Below are 17,578 nucleotides of genomic sequence, written 5' to 3'. Positions count from 1 at the left end.
GGCCGGTGACTGCCCTTCAGTGAATGCTGCTGGCCATCTGGAAGATCGGCACGTACATCAGCACGACGATGCCGCCGACGACGCCACCGATCGCCAGCATCAGCACCGGTTCGATCAAACGACCCAGCCGCTCCAGCCCGCGTTCGAGCAACGCGTCGTGCACGTCGCCGATGCGGTCGAGCGCGGCGTGCAGCTGGCCGGTCTCTTCGGCCACGCGCAGCACGCGCCAGCCGAGCGTGTCGATCAGGCCGGAATCGTGCAGCGACTGCGCCAGCGCCGCACCGGCCGTGGCCGACGCGAGTGCGCGATCGAGGCGCGCGCGGTCGACGGGGATCACGAGCTCGCGGCACATGCCGAGCGCCTTCAGTGCCGGCACGCCGGAGCGCACCAGCATCGCCGCGCTGCGGGCCAGCTGCGACAGCCCGAAGCTGCGCACGTACGGCCGCATCCAGGGCAGGCGCACGGCCTGCTGCAGCGCCCAGGGGCCGAGCTGGCCGAGGCGCGCGTGGCGCCAGACCACGAAAGCAAGTGCTGCGAGCGCCGCAGCCACGCCGAGCCACAGCGGCAACTGCACACCGTTGAGCGCCAGGCCCAGCGTGATCAGCAGGCGCGACATCGGAGCGATGTCCTGGGTCGAATTCTCGAGGACGATCGCGAAACGCGGCACCACGTAGACCAGCAGGAACAGCACGACCACGGCCGTCACGCCCACCAGCAGTGTCGGGTACACGCAGGCCGAGACGAGCCGGCCGCGCAGCGTGCGCAAGCGCGCGGCGTTGGCGGCATAACGCTGCAGGCTGTCGCCCAGATCGCCGGTGAGCTCGCTGGCGCGCGCACAGGCCAGCAGCGGCACGCCGAAAGCGCCGGTGGCCTGCATCGAACGCGACAGGGTCTCGCCCTGCTCGAGCGACTTCAGCATCGCGCGCACCGGCTCGGCAGAAGCACCTGCGCCGGTTTCCGAGAGCGTGCGCAGCGACTCGAGCAGGCTGAGGCCCGAGCGCAGCATCAGGCTCAGGTCGTGCGCGAACTGCTCTTCGTCGATGCGGCGCACGGCCGGCACGCCCGCCGTCGACGATGAAGTCGCAGCAGTCGGCGCGGCCCGCGCTGCGGAGGTCTGGGTGCTCATGCCGGCTTACCAGGAAGTCACGTCGGCGGACTCGCCTTCGCCGCCGGGCTGCCCATCGGCACCCAGGCTCACGAGGTCATAGTCACCGTGGGCGCCAGGGCGCAGGTAGACGTAGGGGTGGCCCCAGGGGTCGGGCGGGATGTCCCGCTTCAGGTACGGCCCCTGCCAGCGCGCCTCTTGCTGCGGCAGCTTGCGCAGCGCGGCCAAGCCCTGTTCGGTGCTCGGGTAGTGGCCGTTATCGAGCCGGTACTGGTCGAGCGCTTGCCCGAACGATTCGATCTGGGCCCGCGCGACCTTGGCGTTCGACTTGCCGATCTGCGCGAAGTACTGCGGCGCGACGATGCCCGCGAGCAAGCCGATGATCACCAGCACCACCAGCAGTTCGAGCAGCGTGAAACCGCGCGACCCGACGCCTGTGTTTCGTGACCTGGCCAGACGCGCGACAGCGCCTGCCCTTCCCGACGACCCGCCCATGGATTACCCCTTGTGAGCGCCGACATCACGCGCTCGCAGCACGCTTTGTCGGCTGCAATCGATTCTTGGGGTAGGGCTTAACCGTCGCTTAAGGTTGGTGCACCCTTCCGGCGATAGGGCCCCCCCGAACCGGGGTGAGTGACGCGCCGCGACGCGGGCTGCTCAGCGCTCGGCCGCGCGGCCGGCGTAGGCGAGCACCTTCGCCACGTACTGTTGCGTCTCGGGATAGGCCGGTATGCGGCGCCCCGCGCGAAGCACTGCACCTTCGCCTGCGTTGTAAGCCGCCAGTGCGAGCGAGCGGTCGTTCTCGAACAGGGCCATCAGCTGGCTCAGGTACGCGGCGCCACCGTGCAGGTTGTCTTGCACCGCGAAGACATCGCCCACACCGAAGCGTCTGGCGGTGTCGGGCATGAGTTGCATGAGCCCCTTAGCGCCTTTCGGCGACACCGCGCGCGGGTCGAAGCCGGACTCGACCGCCACCACTGCCGTCAGCAGCGCTGGCGACACCGAATGCCGGCGCGCCGCTTCGAGAATGGCAGCTTCGAGCGCCTTGGGTGTGGGCAACGGCCGCTGCGTGGATGCGCCGGCGATGGCCGGGCGCGCCGGTGCGTCGGGCGGGTCGCCGGCGATCAGCAGCACCGGGCTGCTGTCGGACGAAAAGTTGGTGAGCACCGTGGTGCCTGAGGCGTCGGTGCCGGCATAGATCTGGGCGTGCGCCGCCAAGCACGTCGCCATCGCGGCGATCGCCGCGCAGGCGGCGGCGCGGCGCGGCGAGACCCCGGGAAGCGGCGAAACTCGAAGATGCTTCATGATGCGCGTCAATTTGAAAGCAAGCGGCGCTGAAGCCCAACGGGGAACGATCCCCGCTGCAAAGGTAGGGTGCTTCCGATACGTGGCGGTGTGGCGGCGGGTGAAGCCATCGCCCGCGCTGCGCGCTCGATCCGCCGCACACGGGTTTGAACAAGGGAGAACGGATGCGTTTGCTGCTCGCCGAGGACGATGCTGCGCTCGGTCGCGCCACGTGCCTGTACATGATGCGCGACGGTCACCCGGTCGACTGGGTCACGACCGGCAACCAGCTGCTGGAACTGAGCGGCAAGTTCGAGTACGACTGCGTGATCCTCGACCTCGGCCTGCCCGAGTTGAGCGGCAACGATTGCCTGGCCAACATGCGCGCCCACAACAACGCCACACCGGTGATCGTGACCACCGCGCAGGGCGCGCGCGATCACCGCGTCAAGCTGCTCGACATCGGCGCCGACGACTACCTCGTGAAACCCTACGACCTGGCCGAACTCTCGGCGCGCATCAAGGCGATCGTGCGGCGCAGCCGACCCATCGAAGCCATCGGTGAAGCCAGCCGCACCTTCGGCCCGCTCACGCTGATGCCGGCCAGCAACTCGGTGCTCTGGCACGGCGCACCGGTGGTCTTGATGGCCAAGGAATTCCGCGTTCTCGAAGCGCTGTTGCGGCGGCACGGCCGGGTGGTGACGCGTCAGCAGCTCGAAGCCGAGGTCTACGGCTGGAACGAGAGCGTGGGCAGCAACTCGGTCGAAGTGCACATTCATCACCTGCGACGCAAGCTCTCGGCCGAACTGATCACGACGGTGCGCGGGGTCGGCTACCAGATCAATTCGGTCTGAGCGCGCCACCCCACGCTTGCGGGCCCGCTTGCCGACCCTTCCGGCGCACAAGTTCACACCCCGCAGCGTGGCCGGCACGCCGCATTAAGCCTTGCGCAAGCTGCCCGGGCCAAAGTGGAGCCTTGTGAAAAAACATGGCCCTGGCCTCCGCAGGTGTTCCGATGATCGACGCCGTCATGCGCCTGCTCCGGCCCGCCAACGCGGGCAAGCCGATGCGCGCACCGCTCACCGACAGCGACCGGGTGATGCTCAGTGCCACCCATCTCTGGCTGCGTCGTGTGCCGCCCCGCATCCACCCCAAGCACCTGTGCCGCTACCACCCGCGTCTTGCGAACCGCCTGGCCGAGTGCTGGGGCGACCGCGGCCGGGTCGGCCAATTCATGGACGACCTGCTGACAGACCGGCGGGGTGGCCGCAAGGGCTTGTCGACGCGAGTGAAGACCGAACTGTTGTGTCTGGAGCGGTTCCACTCGCAGCACACGACCCCGCGGGCAATCCTGAACCGCGGACGCGGGCTCGCCCAGCCGCTCAGGGCGGCCCGCCCGGCGCCAGCGGGCTGCGTGGCTCCGCTCGCGCGGCCGGATGAGCGCGTGTGACGATCAGGTTCGACACGAGGTAGAGCGCGTTCAGCAGCCGGATGCCGCGCTCGATGTCCATGCCGGGCCAGGTGGCGAGGGCCCGCAATGAACTCGGTTCCCGGCGCAGGCGTTCGCTGGCGGCGCCGAGCGCACCGGGCGCCACGAGGTTCTCGGTGCGCAAGCTGCGGGCAACCCGGTAGGCCGCCGTGCCGGCGATGGCTGGCAACAGGGCGTGGCGCGAGGGCCCGTTCAGCGCGACGGCCCACAACATCGGGGCCAATGGCCGGAACAGGCTGGCGTCGCCGACGCGCTCATGCATGGTGTGCCCCGGCGGCCGAATCGCCGCAGGCTCGACCGCGAGCACGCGCAGCTGCTGAAACTGGGCCTCTGTGCAGCCGAGCAGGTCGGCGGGTGAGTGGTACAGCATGTCCGCCGGAAACACCGTCAGCGGCCACACCAGACCCTGGTGGCCCAGGCAGACCAGCGCAGGTTCGGCGTGGCGCCGGCACGCGGCCAGCACGTCGATCAATTGGGTGCTGTCGCTCTGCCGTCGCGAATCGCGGAGTTCCGCGAGCAGCGTCGGCGAGAGCACCGTCTGCCGCCCGAGCACGCCGCCTTCGGCCAAGGCCATCTGTTCGCGCATGCGGCGGTAGTCGTCGAGGGGCAACAGTCTGGAAGCGTCCATGTCGGTCGTCCTTTTTCTTCAGCTTCTGAGCCGCCGCAGCCTTGCAGCAGGGCTCAGCACATGTAACAAGTGCACATTTGAATGTACAAACCCGGCGTCAATGGCGGCTGCCCGAATCGGTCGAACGGCTGTTTCCAAAGCCGGTGCTGGTGCCGCTCTCGCGAAACCGGCTCGAGTCCCAGCCGCTGGCGCGCAGCATGCGAATGAGCTTTTCGCCACTGACGACATCGAGGCCGTGTGTGGCTGCGAGAGACGCCGCGCCGCGCGTCAGGCGACCGAAGGTCAGCAGTTGCCCGGAGTGCGCGGAGCGCTCGGCGATCTCGTCGACGAAAGCCTGCACGATCTCGTAGCCGACCTCGACCGTTTTCCATTCCGTGTAGTGAACCAGCGTGGTGGCATCCTTCGAGTCGACCACCGCCAGGCGCGGCGGCAAGCCAGGCTGGCCCCTCAGGAGCACGGTTCGCAATCCACGGTGTGTGTAGTGGCCCTCGACCAGCTGTTCGAACTGCAGCCAGCCCAGGCGACGAATCCACGCCTCTTCGTCGCTGTTCCGATCGACGCTGCCCGTGGCGAGAACAGCGAGTGCCCGGATCGCGAACCACACCGAGAGCACGGCGCAGGCGGCCGACAAGGCCCACGGCAACAACTCCTGCACAAGCGGCGCCGCGCGCGTCTGCCGAACCAGGTCGCTGACAGGCGACTCGGCTGCGAGCCAACGGCCGGCCCAGTAGCCTGGCAGCATCAGGACAAGCCACAGCAGCGACCATTGCCCGCTGCGAATCATTCGCCGCGCGGCACCCGATCGAATAGTCATTGCAACATGTTGCTGCCGCGGTCTTAAGTCACGCTTAGGCGGCGCCTCTACGCACTCAGCCCGGCCTGCTGCGCAAAGCGCGCCATACGCAACGCGTCTGAAACAAATTCGGCGTGCGGCTTAAGGTTGGCAAAAGGCGACGCTGCCTACGATGCCTGTCATGTGGCAAGGCTTCGACAGTGACAGTGGCACGACGCAGGTGCGTGCAGTGGCGCCGGCCGACGACGCTCCCTGGGGCCACGCTTCGGGCTGGGCGCAGTTGTACGGTCAGCGGCGCACCGTGTCGTGCGTCGTGCTGGGGCTGGAGCAGGCCACGGGATTGGCCGAGACCTTCAACTCGTTGAGCGACGCGCTCACCGAGGCCGGCTACCCGTGGGAAGTGCTGATGATGGATCCGATGACCAGCCTGCGCCTCTCGGGCCTGCTGGTGGATTGGAGCAGGAGGCCGGGCTTCCACAGAGTCGCCCTACCGGCGGCGACGACGCCCGCCAGCGCCCTGACGCAAGCCCTCACGTGGGCGCGCGGCGACGCGGTGTTGCTGATGGAAGCACTGGGCGGTGAGCTGTCGGTGCCCATCCCCGAGATGGTCTCGCGCTGGTCCGACGGCCTGGAGGTGGTTCGCTCCCGATGGACCGGCATCGACCACCTGCGCAGCCGGCGCAGGGAAAGCACCGTGCTTTCGCAGGCAAGTTCCGCCGAGCAGGTGCTCGGCGAAGAAGCGCTGCTGCTCGACCGGCGCTTGGTCGACAGCCTGCTCGGCAGCGCGGCGTCAACGCCAGCGCGCCCCTGAAAAGCGCGCGCCGGCCGGCGCGCAAGGCAAACGCATCGAAACAAATATGAAGCACTTCTAAGGATGCTTGCGGTTAAAGTTCTGTGCAACTTGCACATTTCTGGAATGCTCCCTCCATCCTTCACTGCCGCGCTCGCCGCGCCCCGCTCGACCAGTGCCCGCCGCGCGACGGCAGGCCTGGTGGCGATCACGCTCGCCGGCGCCTGGGCCATGGCCCCGACCGACGCGGTGTGGTTGTTGGTGGTCGCGCCGGTGCTCGAAGAGACCGTCTTTCGCGCCGGCCTGCAGGAAGAGCTGTTGCGCAGCGCACGCCTGCGTGCCGCTGCGGGTGCGGTCTCGGCCAACGTGTTCACGGCGTTCGCGTTCGCATCAGTTCATCTGGCGCTGCAGCCGGGCCTTCTGGCTGCGCTGACCGTGCTGCCGGCCTTGTTCATCGGCGCGGTCTACCAGCGCCAGCGCCGACTCGTGCCGTGCATCGCGATGCACGCCCTCTTCAACGCGCTCTGGCTCCTGTGGGCCGGCCTGGCGCACTGACCCCACTTCCGACGACCCACACCGCCATGAAACTCATTGCACTCAAACGACTGATCGGCGCGGCCCTGCTGGGGTTTCTGGCGTCGTTCGGCGCGCACGCCGACAACCCCGTGACGGGGGCCACCCTGTTCAGCAACTGCACCGGATCGGGTTGCCACAACACCTCGACGCCGCTGACCAGCAACGCCTCCAAGATCTACAACGCCAGAAACGCCCGCAACTGGATCCAGAGCAACATCAACAGCAACAACAGCGGCATGGGCCGGTTGAACACGCTGACGGCCCAGCAGGTGGCAGACATCGCCGCCTACCTCGGCAACTGGCCTTCGACACTGACCTTCCCGTCGACCGCGGTGGGCAGCACCGCCGCCACCCAGACCGTCACCATTGCCGCGAGCCTGAAGAGCGGCTATGCCATCAGCGCCCTGAGCGTGGCCACCTCGGGTGACTTCGCTCGCGCGGGCGGCACTTGCGGCACGGCGGTCACGGTCGGCACCACCTGCACCGTGATCGTGTCGTTCACGCCCACAGCGGCGGGCGCACGCTCCGGTACCCTGAGCCTCACCCACGCCACCACGCTCACGCCGATCACCATCGCGTTGAGCGGCACCGGCTCCGGCACGGCCACGCCCGCCCCGGTGGCCAGCATCACGCCGGCCTCCTTGACCTTGGCGTCGACCGCCATCGGTGCCACCAGCGCAGCGCAGAACGTGACCGTGAGCAACACGGGCACGGCCGCGCTGGCGTTGTCGGCCATCACTTCGAGCAACACCGCCGACTTCATCATCGCCGGCGGCACCTGCGCGGCCGGCGGCAGCGTGGCGGCTGGTGCCAGTTGCACCGTCTCGGTCGCCTTCAAACCCGCAGCCGGCACAGCCGGTGCGCGCAGCGGCACGCTGTCGATCACGCACGACGCCGCCGGCAGCCCCGGCAGCGTGAGCCTGAGCGGCACGGCCACGGCCGCCGCAGCACCCGTCGCCTCGCTGACCGGCTCGCTCGCCTTCGGCAGTGTCAACGTGGGCACGGCGAGCACCGCGCAGACGGCGACCCTGTCGAACACCGGCACCGCCGCCTTGACCCTGGGCACGCTGAGCACCGGGAGCACCGAATTCACCGTCACCGGCGGCACCTGCGCTGCCGGCGGCACCGTCGCGGCGGCGGGCAGCTGCACAGTGATCATCGGCTTCACCCCGTCCGCTGCCGGTGCGCGCAGCGCCACACTGGTCGTGACGCACAACGCCAACGGCGCACAGAGCAGCACGGCGCTCTCGGGCACCGGCGTCGCGCTGAGCCCGGTGATCGGCGTGTCGCCCACCACGCTGAGCTTCAGCCAGACCATCGCGACCACCTCGACGGCGCAGACCATCACGGTCAGCAACAGCGGCAACGCACCGCTGGCAATCAGCGCCCTGACGCTCGCGGGGGCTCAGGCGGCCGAGTTCCAGATCGCCACCGGCACCACCTGCACCGCCGGTGGCAGCGTGGCAGCCAACGCGTCGTGCGTGGTGAAACTCACCTTCACACCCACGGTGGCCGGTGCGCGAAGCGCCAGCCTGTCGATCGCCCACAACGCTTCGGGCTCGCCGAGCACCGTCACGCTCAACGGCACTGGCACCGCCACCGCGCAGCCGGCGATATCGCTCAACGCCGCAACGCTGGCCTTCGCGTCGCAGACGCTCGGCAGCAGCAGTGCAGCGCAAAGCGTCGTCGTGAGCAACAGCGGCGCTGCAGCCCTGACCTTCAGCAGCCTCACGCTGACCGGCACGGCCGCGGCCGACTTCACCCGCGCCGGCACCTGCACGCCCACCGGCACGCTCGCGGCCGGTGCCACCTGCACGGTCAGCTTCGTCTTCACGCCGGGTGCCGTTGGCGCGCGCAGCGCCACCCTGACGCTGGCCTCGAACGCCAGCAACGGCAGCGCCGTGCTGAGTCTGAGTGGCACCGGCGCCGCCGTGGCGACCCCGAGCATCGGCCTGGCACCCGGTTCACTCGCCTTCGGCAATCAGACGGTCTCGGCCGCCTCGACCGCACGCACCGTGACGCTGAGCAACAGTGGCTCGGGGTCGCTCTCGCTCACGTCCATCACGGCCAGCAGCGGCTTCGGGGTGACGCACAACTGCGGCAGCAGCGTGGCGGCGGGCGCAAGCTGCACGCTGTCGGTCACGTTCACGCCGTCGGCCACAGGCGCCGCGACCGGTACCGTCAGCGTGGCGTCGAACGCCACCGGGTCGCCGAACGTCGTGAGCCTGAGCGGAACCGGCGTCGCGGCATCGCCGGTGCTCGCGTGGTCGCCCGTGTCCACGGCCCTCTCGTTCGCCGATACCAGCGTGGGCGGCAGCCCGGCCACGCAATCGCTGACGTTGACCAACCAGGGCCCGGGTTCGGTCACCCTGCAGCAACTCACACTGGCCGGCGCACAGGCGGCCGACTTCTCGCTGGGCACCGGCACCTGCGCGATCAACACCACGATCGCTCAAGGTGCCAGCTGCAGCATTGGCATCGCCTTCCAGCCGGGCGCCGTCGGTGCCCGTGGCGCGACCCTGCAGGTGGCGTCTTCGGGCACCAACCCGCCCGACGTGTCCTTGTCGGGCAACGGCACCGCCATGGCACAACCGGCGATCGGCGTCGTGCCGGGCACCTTGAACTTCGTGGTCTCGGCCACCGGCACGGCCGTTTCTTCGCAAACCCTGACGCTGCAGAACACCGGCAGCGCCGTGCTGCAGGTGACCAGCGTGGCCGTGGCCTCGGGCTCGTTCACGTTGAGCCCGGCCGCAACCAACGGCTGCGCCACTGCACCGTTCGACCTGATGCCCGGGCAGAGCTGCATGCTGGCCGTCGGCTGGTCGAGTTCGGCGGCCGGAACGGAAACCGGCACGGTCGAGATCACCACCACGGCCGCCACCGCGCCCATGCAGGTCGCCCTGCAAGCGGTGCGCGAAGCGCCCGCAGCCAGCTTGACGGTGAGCAATGCCGGCGAAGGCGGCTGCTCGATCTCGCGCGGCCACACGCTCACCGACCCCACCCTCTGGTTTCTGGCACTCACCGCCGCCGGCGTTCTGTGGCGGCGCCGCGCGCGCGCCGCCGTGGTCGTCGCATCGAACAACTGAACCATCACCTCGCTCGACTTTCATGAAGGACACGATGAACACCTCCCGTTTGCTCACTTCCCTGCGCGTGACCGCTTTGTGCGTCGCCACGCTCGCCGCACCCGCCGCGTGGTCGGTCGAGACCGGCGCACCCGCTCCCGACCTGAACCTGCCGGGCCTCAAAGAGGCCGTCGACCTGGCCAAGCTCAAGGGCAAGGTCGTCTACGTCGACTTCTGGGCTTCGTGGTGCGGGCCTTGCAAACAGTCGTTCCCGTGGATGAACGACATGCAGGCCAAGTACGAGAGCCAGGGCCTGCAGATCGTCGGTGTGAACCTCGACGCCAAGCGTGACGACGCCGACAAGTTCCTGGCCCTCACCCCCGCCAAGTTCACCCTGGCGTTCGACGCCAAGGCCGAGAGCGCCAAACGCTACGGCGTGAAAAGCATGCCGACTTCGGTGCTGATCGGCCGCGACGGCAAGGTGCTGGCCGTGCACAACGGCTTCAAGGAAGAAGAGCGCAAAGAGCTCGAAGGCCGCTTCAGCGCCGCGCTGGCCGCGAAGTGAAGCGCGCCCCGTCCCACTCGACTCCAAGGACACACCGATGAAACCACTCCGCTCTGCGCTGCGTACCGGCGCGGCCCTGCTCGTGATCGCCAGCGTCACGGGTTGCGCTTTCGCTCCGCCGCAGCCCTGGGAAAAGGGCCTGCTCGCCAAGCCCGAAATGACGATGTCGGCCGACCCGCTCGACCAGCGCTTCGTGCAGCACATCTACGGCAGCAAGGAAAACGCCTCGGGCGGCTACGGCGTGGGCGGAGGTGGCTGTGGCTGCAACTGACATCCAACCCGCTGCACAGCAGGCGGGCGCTAGCCCGAAGCGCATCGGCGCGATCGTGGCTGCGGCGCTGGCGCTGCCGGGCGTGGTCGGAACCGCGCACGCCGAGAACGCGCCCGAGCACGGCCAGGTCAGCGTCAAGTACCTGGAATACAAGGATTCGCAACCCGGTCTCGATCGCATCAAGGTCAAGGCGCCGTCGATCTACATCCTCGCCCCCGTCAACTCGCAGTGGTCGATCGAAGGTTCGGCCGTGGCCGATGCGGTTTCGGGCGCCTCGCCGCGCTATCACACGGCCGTGTCGGGGGCCTCGAAGATGAGCGACGAACGCACGGCTGCCGATGTGAAGATCACGCACTACGCCGAGCGCAGTGCCTACTCGGTCGGCCTAAGCGGTTCGAAGGAACACGACTACCGCTCCAACGCGCTGTCGTTCGACGCGAGCTTCGCGAGCGACGACAACAACCGCACCTGGAACATCGGCCTGGGCTATGCCAGCGACCGAGTCGGTTCCAGCAATGACGCGACCCGCAACCAGCGCAAGCGGACCGCGGAATTGATGGTCGGCGTGACGCAGGCCCTGAGCTCGACCGACATCGTCCAGTTCAACCTCACGTTCTCGAGCGGCCGCTGCGTCGACGACCCGGTGGGCGTGTCGAGCTGCTATTCCGACCCGTACAAGGAACCCGATCTGCGGCCCCACAAGCGCGACCAGTCGATCCTGCTGGCGCGCTGGAACCACCACTTCGAAGACCTCGGCGCAACGCTGCGATCGAGCTACCGCTACTACAGCGACACCTACGGCATCAAGGCGCACACGCTGGGCGCCGAGTGGGTGCAGCCGGTCGGCTCGATGCTGACCGTGACACCGTCGGTGCGCTTGTACAGCCAGAGCTCCGCCAAGTTCTACTTCGACCCGGTCTACGACCCTGACGTCGGGGCGCCCTACCCGCCGGGCTTCTTCACCAACCCGCCGGAGTTCGCTTCTGCCGACCAGCGGCTCTCCGCATTCGGTGGCGTGACGGTGGGCCTGAAGCTGGGCGTGCAGTTCACCCCCGACTGGTCGGCCGACCTGAAGGCCGAGCGCTACGAGCAGCGCTCGAAATGGCGCGTCGGCGGCGCCGGCTCGCCGGGGCTCGACCCGTTCAGCGCGAGCTTCTTCCAGGTCGGCATCAACAAGCGTTTCTGACCGATGTTCCTGTCGCCCGCACTCCGCCCGAAGCTCGCCGTGCCGAAAGCCCCGTCGCCACCCTCGGACAGCTTTCGCTTCGAAGCGATGGCGAGCGCTTGCGAGGTGCACCTGGCCGGCGCGGCGCCGCGGCAGATGCGTGAGGCTGCGCAGGCAGCCATCGACGAAGTGCGCCGCATCGAACACAAGTACTCGCGCTACCGCGCCGACAGTGTCGTCTCGCAAATCAATGCGTCCGCGGGCAGCGACGCCTTGCTCGAGGTCGACGACGAGACGGCGCATCTGCTGGGCTTTGCGGCGCAGTTGTTCGAAGCGAGCGGTGGCTTGTTCGACATCACCTCGGGTGTGTTGCGCCGGGCCTGGAACTTTCGCAGCGGCGGTGTGCCCTCGCCCGAGGCGGTGAGTGCCGTGCTGGGCCTGGTCGGCTGGCAGCGGGTCGTCTGGACAGGCCACACGCTGACATTGCCGAACCCCGGCATGGAGATCGACTTCGGCGGCTTTGGCAAGGAATATGCGGCCGATCGCGCCCACGCCGTGCTGGCCGAGCACGGCGCGCGCCATGGCTACGTGAACCTCGGTGGCGACATTCGCGTGCTCGGTGCGCAGCCCGACGGCTCGCCATGGCGCATCGGCATCCAGCACCCGCGCGCCGCCGACCGCCTGATCGCCAGCCTCGAAGTGAGCGAAGGCGCGCTGGCCACCAGCGGTGACTACGAACGCTTCTTCGAGCAGGGCGGCCGCCGCTACTGCCACATCCTCGACCCCCGCAGCGGCTGGCCGGTCGACACCTGGCAGTCGATCAGTGTGTTCGCGCCGGTGTGCCTGGCCGCCGGCGCGATGAGCACGATCGCGATGCTCAAGCGTGAAGCTGCCCTCGAATTCCTGCGCGAGCAGGGTGCCGCCTTTCTGGCGATCGATGCCCAAGGGCAGCGGTTCCAGGAAGTCGCATGACCTTTTTCCGTTTTCAGGAGCCTTTCCGGTGAACCTCTTCTCTTTCAAACACGGCTCGTCCTTCTGGCGGCGCGCCTTCGCAGGCGCCGCGCTGGCCGCCCTCGGCGCGTTTGCGCACGCCGGCGACAAGGACTATCTCGAACCCGAGCAAGCCTTCAGGGGCAGCACGCGAACGGTCGACGACAAAGCGCTCGAGCTTCGCTTCGAAGTCGCACCCGGCTACCACCTCTACCGCGAACGCATCACGATCGAGTTGGAGTCGGGATCGGCCAAGCTCGCGCCGGTGGTGTTGCCGGCCGGCAAGGTCGAGTTCGATGAAACCTTCCAGAAGAACGTCGAGACCCTGCGCGACGCCGTCGTCGTTACGCTGCCCATGGCGTCGGTGAGCGGTGACTTCCGCGTGCGCGTCGACTACCAGGGCTGCGCCGACAAGGGCCTGTGCTACTCGCCCCAGACCTCGTACATCGACGCCAACGTGGCCAACGGCAAGATCGAACGCACCGTGTGGCGCGTCGACGAAAGCGTGCTGGCCACGGCCAACCCCGCCGTCACCACGACGCCGGCTATCGCGACCGTCGCGGTCGCTGCCCCCGCCGTGGCGGCACCGGTCTCCGAGAGCGCGCGTGTCGAGTCGGCGCTGAAGTCGGGCAGCCTGCTCACCATCGGCGGCGTGTTCCTGCTGGCTGGCCTGCTGCTGGCGTTCACCCCCTGTGTGCTGCCGATGGTGCCGATCCTGTCGTCGATCATCGTCGGCCAGGGCGCGCCCGTGTCGCGCATGCGGGGCTTCACAATGGCGCTGGCCTATTCGCTGGGGATGGCGCTGGTCTACACCGCCTTCGGCGTGGTCGCGGGCCTGCTCGGCGAAGGCCTGGCTGCCGCGCTGCAGAACCCCTGGGTGCTAGGCGCCTTTGCGCTGATGCTCGCCACGCTGTCGCTGTCGATGTTCGGCGTGTTCGAGTTGCAGATGCCGAGCTTCATCCAGAGCCGGGTCACCGAAACCTCGGGGCGGCTGCCGGGCGGCAAGTTCGCTGGCGTGTTCGTGATGGGCGGCCTGTCGGCACTCATCGTCGGCCCCTGCGTGGCGGCGCCGCTGGCGGGTGCGCTGGTGTTCATCAGCCAGACCAAGGACGTGGTGATCGGCGGCCTCGCGCTCTTCAGCCTGGCCATGGGCATGAGCGTGCCGCTGTTGCTGGTCGGGCTGTCGGCCGGTTCGCTGCTGCCCAAGGCCGGCGGCTGGATGGAAGGCGTGAAGACCTTCTTCGGCGTGATGCTGCTAGGCGTGGCGCTGTGGATCGTCTCTCCGGTGCTGCCCGGCTGGGCGCTGATGATCATCATCGGCGCCGGCCTGCTGGTCGGCGCGGTATACCTGAAGTTGTTCGACCGGGTGGGCGAGAGCGCCCCGGGTCGACAACGGCTCTCCCAAGGCCTGGCGCTGGTGCTGGCCGTGCTGGGCACGACGCAGGTGGTGGGCGCGCTCTCTGGCGGCGACAACCCGCTGCAGCCGCTGCGTCACTTTGCGCGCGGCGGTGAAGCCACCGCGGTGGCTGCGGCCAAGACCAGCGACTTCCGCCGGGTGCGCAGCGTCGCAGAGCTCGACTCGATCCTCAAGACCGCGGGCCGCCCTGTGCTGCTCGACTTCTACGCCGACTGGTGTGTTTCGTGCAAGGAGATGGAGCACATGACCTTCAGCGACCCCGAAGTGCGCAAGCGCATGGCCGGTGCCGTGATGCTGCAGGCCGACGTGACTGCCAACACGGCCGACGACAAGGCACTGCTCAAGCGCTTCGGCCTGTTCGGGCCACCCGGGATCCTGTTCTTCGACGCCAGCAGCAAGGAACTCGCCGAAGCGCGCGTCATCGGCTTCCTGCCGCCCAAACGATTTGCCGCTTCGCTGACGGTGGCCGGGCTGTGACGGCCCGCCACGCGCAAGTCCTCATCCTCGGTTCTGGCCCAGCCGGTTACTCGGCTGCGGTGTATGCCGCCCGCGCCAACCTCAAACCGGTGCTGATCACCGGCATCGCGCAGGGCGGGCAACTGATGACGACCACCGAGGTCGACAACTGGCCTGCCGACGTCGACGGCGTGCAAGGCCCCGAGCTGATGCAGCGCTTTCAGAAGCACGCCGAACGGTTCAACACGGAAATCATCTTCGACCACATCAACGCGGTCGACTTCAGCCGCCGCCCGTTCACGCTGAAAGGCGACTCGGGCCAGTACACCTGCGACGCGCTGATCCTCGCCACCGGCGCCAGCGCCCAGTACCTCGGCCTGCCCTCCGAAGAAGCCTTCATGGGTCGAGGCGTGAGCGGCTGCGCCACCTGCGACGGGTTCTTCTACCGTGACGCCGTGGTCTGCGTCGTCGGCGGGGGCAACACCGCGGTCGAAGAGGCGCTGTACTTGTCGAACATCGCCAGCAAGGTGCACCTGGTGCACCGGCGCGACAAGTTCCGCGCCGAGCCGATCATGGTCGACAAGCTGCACGAGCGCGTGGCGGCCGGCAAGATGGAATTGCACCTGTGGCACACCCTCGACGAGGTCCTGGGTGACGCCTCCGGTGTGACCGGGGTGAGACTCAAAAGCGCGCAGGGCGGCGGCGCGAAAGAGCTCGCGCTGAAGGGCTGTTTCATCGCCATCGGCCACAAGCCCAACACCGACATCTTCAAGGGCCAGCTGGAGATGAAGGACGGCTACATCGTCACCAAGAGCGGCCTGGCCGGCATGGCCACGATGACCAGCGTGCCGGGCGTCTTCGCCGCCGGCGACGTGCAGGACCACGTGTATCGCCAGGCCATCACGAGCGCCGGCACCGGATGCATGGCGGCGCTCGACGCGCAGCGCTTCCTGGAGCAGTAGGCGGGGCAGCGTCGCGCTGCTCCCTCACCCGCGTCGACGCGGCAGCCCGGCGATGAGCGCACTCACTCCACGTTCCCACCGTACGAGCGTCTTCGCCAAGACGCTCGCGAGCGCGGCTTCGTTCGCTTCCGGCACAAGCGGCCAGCCGGCCGACGTGCCGATCAGCACCTACAGCTCGACGCTGAGCCCTTCCCTGCGGTCCGACCTTCAACGCTTCGCCGACGACCCCGCACAGAATGGTCTGCTCGCAGCCCTGGCCGCCAGCGTGCGGCATGCGCGACCGCTGTCATTGCATGTCCGCAGCGGCGGTGGCGAGGGCCTGTTGTCGGTGTTTCCGCGCGAGCAGCTGTTTCGCAGCTTCATGGATCTGAGTGCGATGCCGCTGCATGAGTTCGTCAGCTTGCGTCTGCAGCATGTCGATCCGGCCGCGCCACTCGACCCCCTTGCTTCGGGCTCGCTGCGCGTGCGCCGGCTCGAACCGCTCGGCCCGCTGCTGTGGCGTGTGGCGACGGGCGGGCCCACGGCCGAGCTGTTGCCCGAGATCGCGGGCCCGGCACGCTACCGCCTGTCGCTCGGCTTCTCGCCCAGGGGCTTGCCCATCGACCCGGTGGCGCTGCCGATTCTCCGGTGTCTGCGCGAGCAGCCTGCGACGCTGCAGGAACTGGCGGATGCCACGGCCCTCGGGCCCGACGGCGCGCGCCGTTTGCTGAACGCGCTCTACCTGCAGTCGGGCCTGATGATCACGCGTTCACTGCCGACGCGCCGGTTCGGACGCCACTGAGCCTCACGCTCGTTGGCGGTGCGAACGAGCGCGCCCGCTCAACGCTCGACGTGGATCGATGTGGCCGCGAGCTGCGTGCCGTCGGCCGACGTCGTGCCTTTGACCGACACCTTCCGCCCAGCCACGATGTCGGCGGCCGTGCTGCTGTCGAATCGGGTGGTAGCCGAGTAGACGACGGTGACACCGCGGACCACGAATGTCTTGTTGGCGGCGTCGGGCGCGCTGATCAGCCCTTCAACTTCGAAGTCGCCGCGCTCTTCGTCGCCTTCGAGTTCCACCTTGGTGGCAACGAGCACGCCGTTGCGGATGCTGCCATGGACCTCGACACGCGCGCCGAGCACGATGCCGCTCCTGCCGTTCGGGAAGCTGGCGTTGGCAGCGTCGACCGGCAGCCCGTTCAGCGAGAAGTCGCTGCTCGAGGTGATGGCCGTGATCCGGCCGTCGACTTCGGCGGCTTCGCGGTCGGCGGGGCGCACGATGTCGGTCGTCAGCGATGTGGCCTGCCACACGTCGGCGGTGCGGGTCGGTTTGAGCACCACGCGAACCTGCGCGCCGGGGGCGAGCGCCGTCTCGGGGTTGGCGGGCGCCACGCCGGCATAGCTGATCGTTGCACCGCCGATGGTGATGGTGCGCGCGGCCACCGACAGCGCGCCCACCACACCCCGCAGCTTGTAGTTGCTCGCTACCGCCTTGCGCTCGATGCGCGTAGCCACGTAGGCCCGTGCATTCGCGTCGAACTGCGCATAGACCTCGACCAGCGTGCCGGCGGCAAGCGTCGCGAGCCCGCCAGACCAACCCAGGTCGAACACCGTCGTCGCGGTCACACGAACCGATTGCCCAAGCACCACCAGCCTAGAGTTCTGAACATCGGTGCTGTCGACCAGCCCGATGATCTGGCTGCCGTAGCGCACCGTCTGCGCGGTGGCCGTGGGCACGGCACCCGAGGTGACCACGGTGGAAGCCACGACTTCAGCCAGCATGCCCAGCCGCAGGTCGTCACGGCTGTGCGTGAAGCCCTCATCGTCGACGATCGTCGCCGCACTTTCGTCGTAGTGCACGCCGTTGACCACGATCGAGCCGAAGCCGGTGATGGGGCCGGAGGAATACGTGGCCTGAGCCGAATACCCGTTGCCGGTGCCTCCACTGTCGACGCCCCCGCATGAGGCCAGCAGCAGCACGACGGCGGCGGAGAGCCATGCCGCGGATCGCTTTTCGAGTTGGAGCAGAAGGTCAACAAGCAT

Annotated in this window: 18 protein-coding genes; 12 read left to right on the top strand and 6 right to left on the bottom strand. The window is 68.5% G+C overall.

The genetic code is table 11. The features are described from left to right. Positions 1-16: 16 nt before the first annotated feature. The 3 genes from AC30PD_RS18470 to AC30PD_RS18460 form a co-directional block, all read right to left on the bottom strand. Positions 17-1,126 (bottom strand): type II secretion system F family protein, encoded by a 1,110-nt coding sequence (locus AC30PD_RS18470; protein ID WP_489537143.1) that lies wholly within the window; start codon positions 1,124-1,126, stop codon positions 17-19. Positions 1,127-1,132: 6 nt separating this feature from the next. After that, complete coding sequence (gene gspG / locus AC30PD_RS18465) at positions 1,133-1,600, bottom strand: type II secretion system major pseudopilin GspG (RefSeq protein ID WP_489537142.1); 468 nt, start codon at positions 1,598-1,600, stop codon at positions 1,133-1,135. Positions 1,601-1,762: 162 nt separating this feature from the next. Beyond that, on the bottom strand, positions 1,763-2,323 hold the full coding sequence (locus AC30PD_RS18460; protein ID WP_489537141.1) for a lytic transglycosylase domain-containing protein: 561 nt from the start codon (positions 2,321-2,323) through the stop codon (positions 1,763-1,765). Positions 2,324-2,574: 251 nt separating this feature from the next. Here AC30PD_RS18460 and AC30PD_RS18455 point away from each other — a divergent pair, with 251 nt between their 5' ends. Together AC30PD_RS18455 and AC30PD_RS18450 are read left to right on the top strand one after the other, a co-directional pair. Beyond that, positions 2,575-3,243, top strand: coding sequence for a response regulator transcription factor (locus AC30PD_RS18455; protein ID WP_489537140.1), 669 nt, complete (start codon positions 2,575-2,577; stop codon positions 3,241-3,243). A 161-nt stretch (positions 3,244-3,404) separates the two neighbouring features. After that, positions 3,405-3,839, top strand: coding sequence for a hypothetical protein (locus AC30PD_RS18450; RefSeq protein ID WP_489537139.1), 435 nt, complete (start codon positions 3,405-3,407; stop codon positions 3,837-3,839). Here AC30PD_RS18450 and AC30PD_RS18445 read toward each other — a convergent pair. Next, the gene (locus tag AC30PD_RS18445; protein WP_489537138.1) at positions 3,772-4,506 is read right to left on the bottom strand and encodes a hypothetical protein; all 735 of its coding nucleotides are present in this window, start codon (positions 4,504-4,506) and stop codon (positions 3,772-3,774) included. The two genes, AC30PD_RS18450 and AC30PD_RS18445, sit on opposite strands and share 68 nt — an antisense overlap. 97 nt (positions 4,507-4,603) lie before the next feature. Then, on the bottom strand, positions 4,604-5,320 hold the full coding sequence (locus tag AC30PD_RS18440) for a restriction endonuclease (protein ID WP_489537137.1): 717 nt from the start codon (positions 5,318-5,320) through the stop codon (positions 4,604-4,606). A gap of 160 nt (positions 5,321-5,480) precedes the next feature. Here AC30PD_RS18440 and AC30PD_RS18435 point away from each other — a divergent pair, with 160 nt between their 5' ends. The 10 genes from AC30PD_RS18435 to AC30PD_RS18390 all read left to right on the top strand — a co-directional run bounded on the left by AC30PD_RS18435 (position 5,481) and on the right by AC30PD_RS18390 (position 16,337). After that, entirely contained in the window at positions 5,481-6,110 is a 630-nt protein-coding gene (locus AC30PD_RS18435) for a glycosyltransferase family protein (RefSeq protein WP_489537136.1), read from the top strand. A 105-nt stretch (positions 6,111-6,215) separates the two neighbouring features. Continuing rightward, the gene (mrtJ, locus tag AC30PD_RS18430) at positions 6,216-6,644 is read left to right on the top strand and encodes a JDVT-CTERM system glutamic-type intramembrane protease MrtJ (protein ID WP_489537135.1); all 429 of its coding nucleotides are present in this window, start codon (positions 6,216-6,218) and stop codon (positions 6,642-6,644) included. Positions 6,645-6,670: 26 nt separating this feature from the next. Continuing rightward, the gene (locus AC30PD_RS18425) at positions 6,671-9,751 is read left to right on the top strand and encodes a beta strand repeat-containing protein (protein ID WP_489537134.1); all 3,081 of its coding nucleotides are present in this window, start codon (positions 6,671-6,673) and stop codon (positions 9,749-9,751) included. A gap of 34 nt (positions 9,752-9,785) precedes the next feature. Next, entirely contained in the window at positions 9,786-10,295 is a 510-nt protein-coding gene (locus AC30PD_RS18420; RefSeq protein WP_489537133.1) for a TlpA family protein disulfide reductase, read from the top strand. Positions 10,296-10,332: 37 nt separating this feature from the next. Further along, positions 10,333-10,566: a DUF4266 domain-containing protein gene (locus AC30PD_RS18415; RefSeq protein WP_489537132.1), complete on the top strand. Its 234-nt coding sequence runs from the start codon at positions 10,333-10,335 to the stop codon at positions 10,564-10,566. Continuing rightward, on the top strand, positions 10,553-11,752 hold the full coding sequence (locus AC30PD_RS18410) for a DUF3570 domain-containing protein (RefSeq protein WP_489537131.1): 1,200 nt from the start codon (positions 10,553-10,555) through the stop codon (positions 11,750-11,752). Before AC30PD_RS18415 ends, AC30PD_RS18410 begins: the two co-directional genes overlap by 14 nt. 3 nt (positions 11,753-11,755) lie before the next feature. Next, entirely contained in the window at positions 11,756-12,703 is a 948-nt protein-coding gene (locus AC30PD_RS18405; protein ID WP_489537130.1) for an FAD:protein FMN transferase, read from the top strand. Positions 12,704-12,731: 28 nt separating this feature from the next. Beyond that, positions 12,732-14,615, top strand: coding sequence for a protein-disulfide reductase DsbD (gene dsbD / locus AC30PD_RS18400; protein ID WP_489537129.1), 1,884 nt, complete (start codon positions 12,732-12,734; stop codon positions 14,613-14,615). Further along, positions 14,612-15,556, top strand: coding sequence for a thioredoxin-disulfide reductase (trxB, locus tag AC30PD_RS18395; RefSeq protein WP_489537128.1), 945 nt, complete (start codon positions 14,612-14,614; stop codon positions 15,554-15,556). Before dsbD ends, trxB begins: the two co-directional genes overlap by 4 nt. A gap of 52 nt (positions 15,557-15,608) precedes the next feature. Continuing rightward, on the top strand, positions 15,609-16,337 hold the full coding sequence (locus tag AC30PD_RS18390; protein WP_489537127.1) for a hypothetical protein: 729 nt from the start codon (positions 15,609-15,611) through the stop codon (positions 16,335-16,337). Positions 16,338-16,375: 38 nt separating this feature from the next. Here the strand turns inward: AC30PD_RS18390 and AC30PD_RS18385 are convergent, their stop codons facing one another. Beyond that, on the bottom strand, positions 16,376-17,578 hold the full coding sequence (locus AC30PD_RS18385; protein WP_489537126.1) for a DUF5666 domain-containing protein: 1,203 nt from the start codon (positions 17,576-17,578) through the stop codon (positions 16,376-16,378).

The organism is Rhizobacter sp., assembly GCF_032229685.1.
In the GTDB taxonomy this organism is placed as follows: Bacteria; Pseudomonadota; Gammaproteobacteria; order Burkholderiales; family Burkholderiaceae_C; genus LMDS01.
Note: the sequence above shows the minus strand (reverse complement) of the source record. Positions and strands in the feature narration are given on the sequence as shown.

What these genes read in the sequence shown, in the direction of transcription:
- AC30PD_RS18385 (WP_489537126.1), bottom strand. Translation starts at nt 17,578, where the DNA reads ATGCTTGTTGACCTTCTGCTCCAACTCGAAAAGCGATCCGCGGCATGG.
- AC30PD_RS18450 (WP_489537139.1), top strand. Translation starts at nt 3,405, where the DNA reads ATGATCGACGCCGTCATGCGCCTGCTCCGGCCCGCCAACGCGGGCAAG.
- AC30PD_RS18420 (WP_489537133.1), top strand. Translation starts at nt 9,786, where the DNA reads ATGAACACCTCCCGTTTGCTCACTTCCCTGCGCGTGACCGCTTTGTGC.
- AC30PD_RS18470 (WP_489537143.1), bottom strand. Translation starts at nt 1,126, where the DNA reads ATGAGCACCCAGACCTCCGCAGCGCGGGCCGCGCCGACTGCTGCGACT.
- AC30PD_RS18435 (WP_489537136.1), top strand. Translation starts at nt 5,481, where the DNA reads ATGTGGCAAGGCTTCGACAGTGACAGTGGCACGACGCAGGTGCGTGCA.
- AC30PD_RS18405 (WP_489537130.1), top strand. Translation starts at nt 11,756, where the DNA reads ATGTTCCTGTCGCCCGCACTCCGCCCGAAGCTCGCCGTGCCGAAAGCC.
- AC30PD_RS18455 (WP_489537140.1), top strand. Translation starts at nt 2,575, where the DNA reads ATGCGTTTGCTGCTCGCCGAGGACGATGCTGCGCTCGGTCGCGCCACG.
- AC30PD_RS18425 (WP_489537134.1), top strand. Translation starts at nt 6,671, where the DNA reads ATGAAACTCATTGCACTCAAACGACTGATCGGCGCGGCCCTGCTGGGG.
- AC30PD_RS18415 (WP_489537132.1), top strand. Translation starts at nt 10,333, where the DNA reads ATGAAACCACTCCGCTCTGCGCTGCGTACCGGCGCGGCCCTGCTCGTG.
- mrtJ (WP_489537135.1), top strand. Translation starts at nt 6,216, where the DNA reads ATGCTCCCTCCATCCTTCACTGCCGCGCTCGCCGCGCCCCGCTCGACC.
- AC30PD_RS18445 (WP_489537138.1), bottom strand. Translation starts at nt 4,506, where the DNA reads ATGGACGCTTCCAGACTGTTGCCCCTCGACGACTACCGCCGCATGCGC.
- AC30PD_RS18440 (WP_489537137.1), bottom strand. Translation starts at nt 5,320, where the DNA reads ATGACTATTCGATCGGGTGCCGCGCGGCGAATGATTCGCAGCGGGCAA.
- AC30PD_RS18390 (WP_489537127.1), top strand. Translation starts at nt 15,609, where the DNA reads ATGAGCGCACTCACTCCACGTTCCCACCGTACGAGCGTCTTCGCCAAG.
- gspG (WP_489537142.1), bottom strand. Translation starts at nt 1,600, where the DNA reads ATGGGCGGGTCGTCGGGAAGGGCAGGCGCTGTCGCGCGTCTGGCCAGG.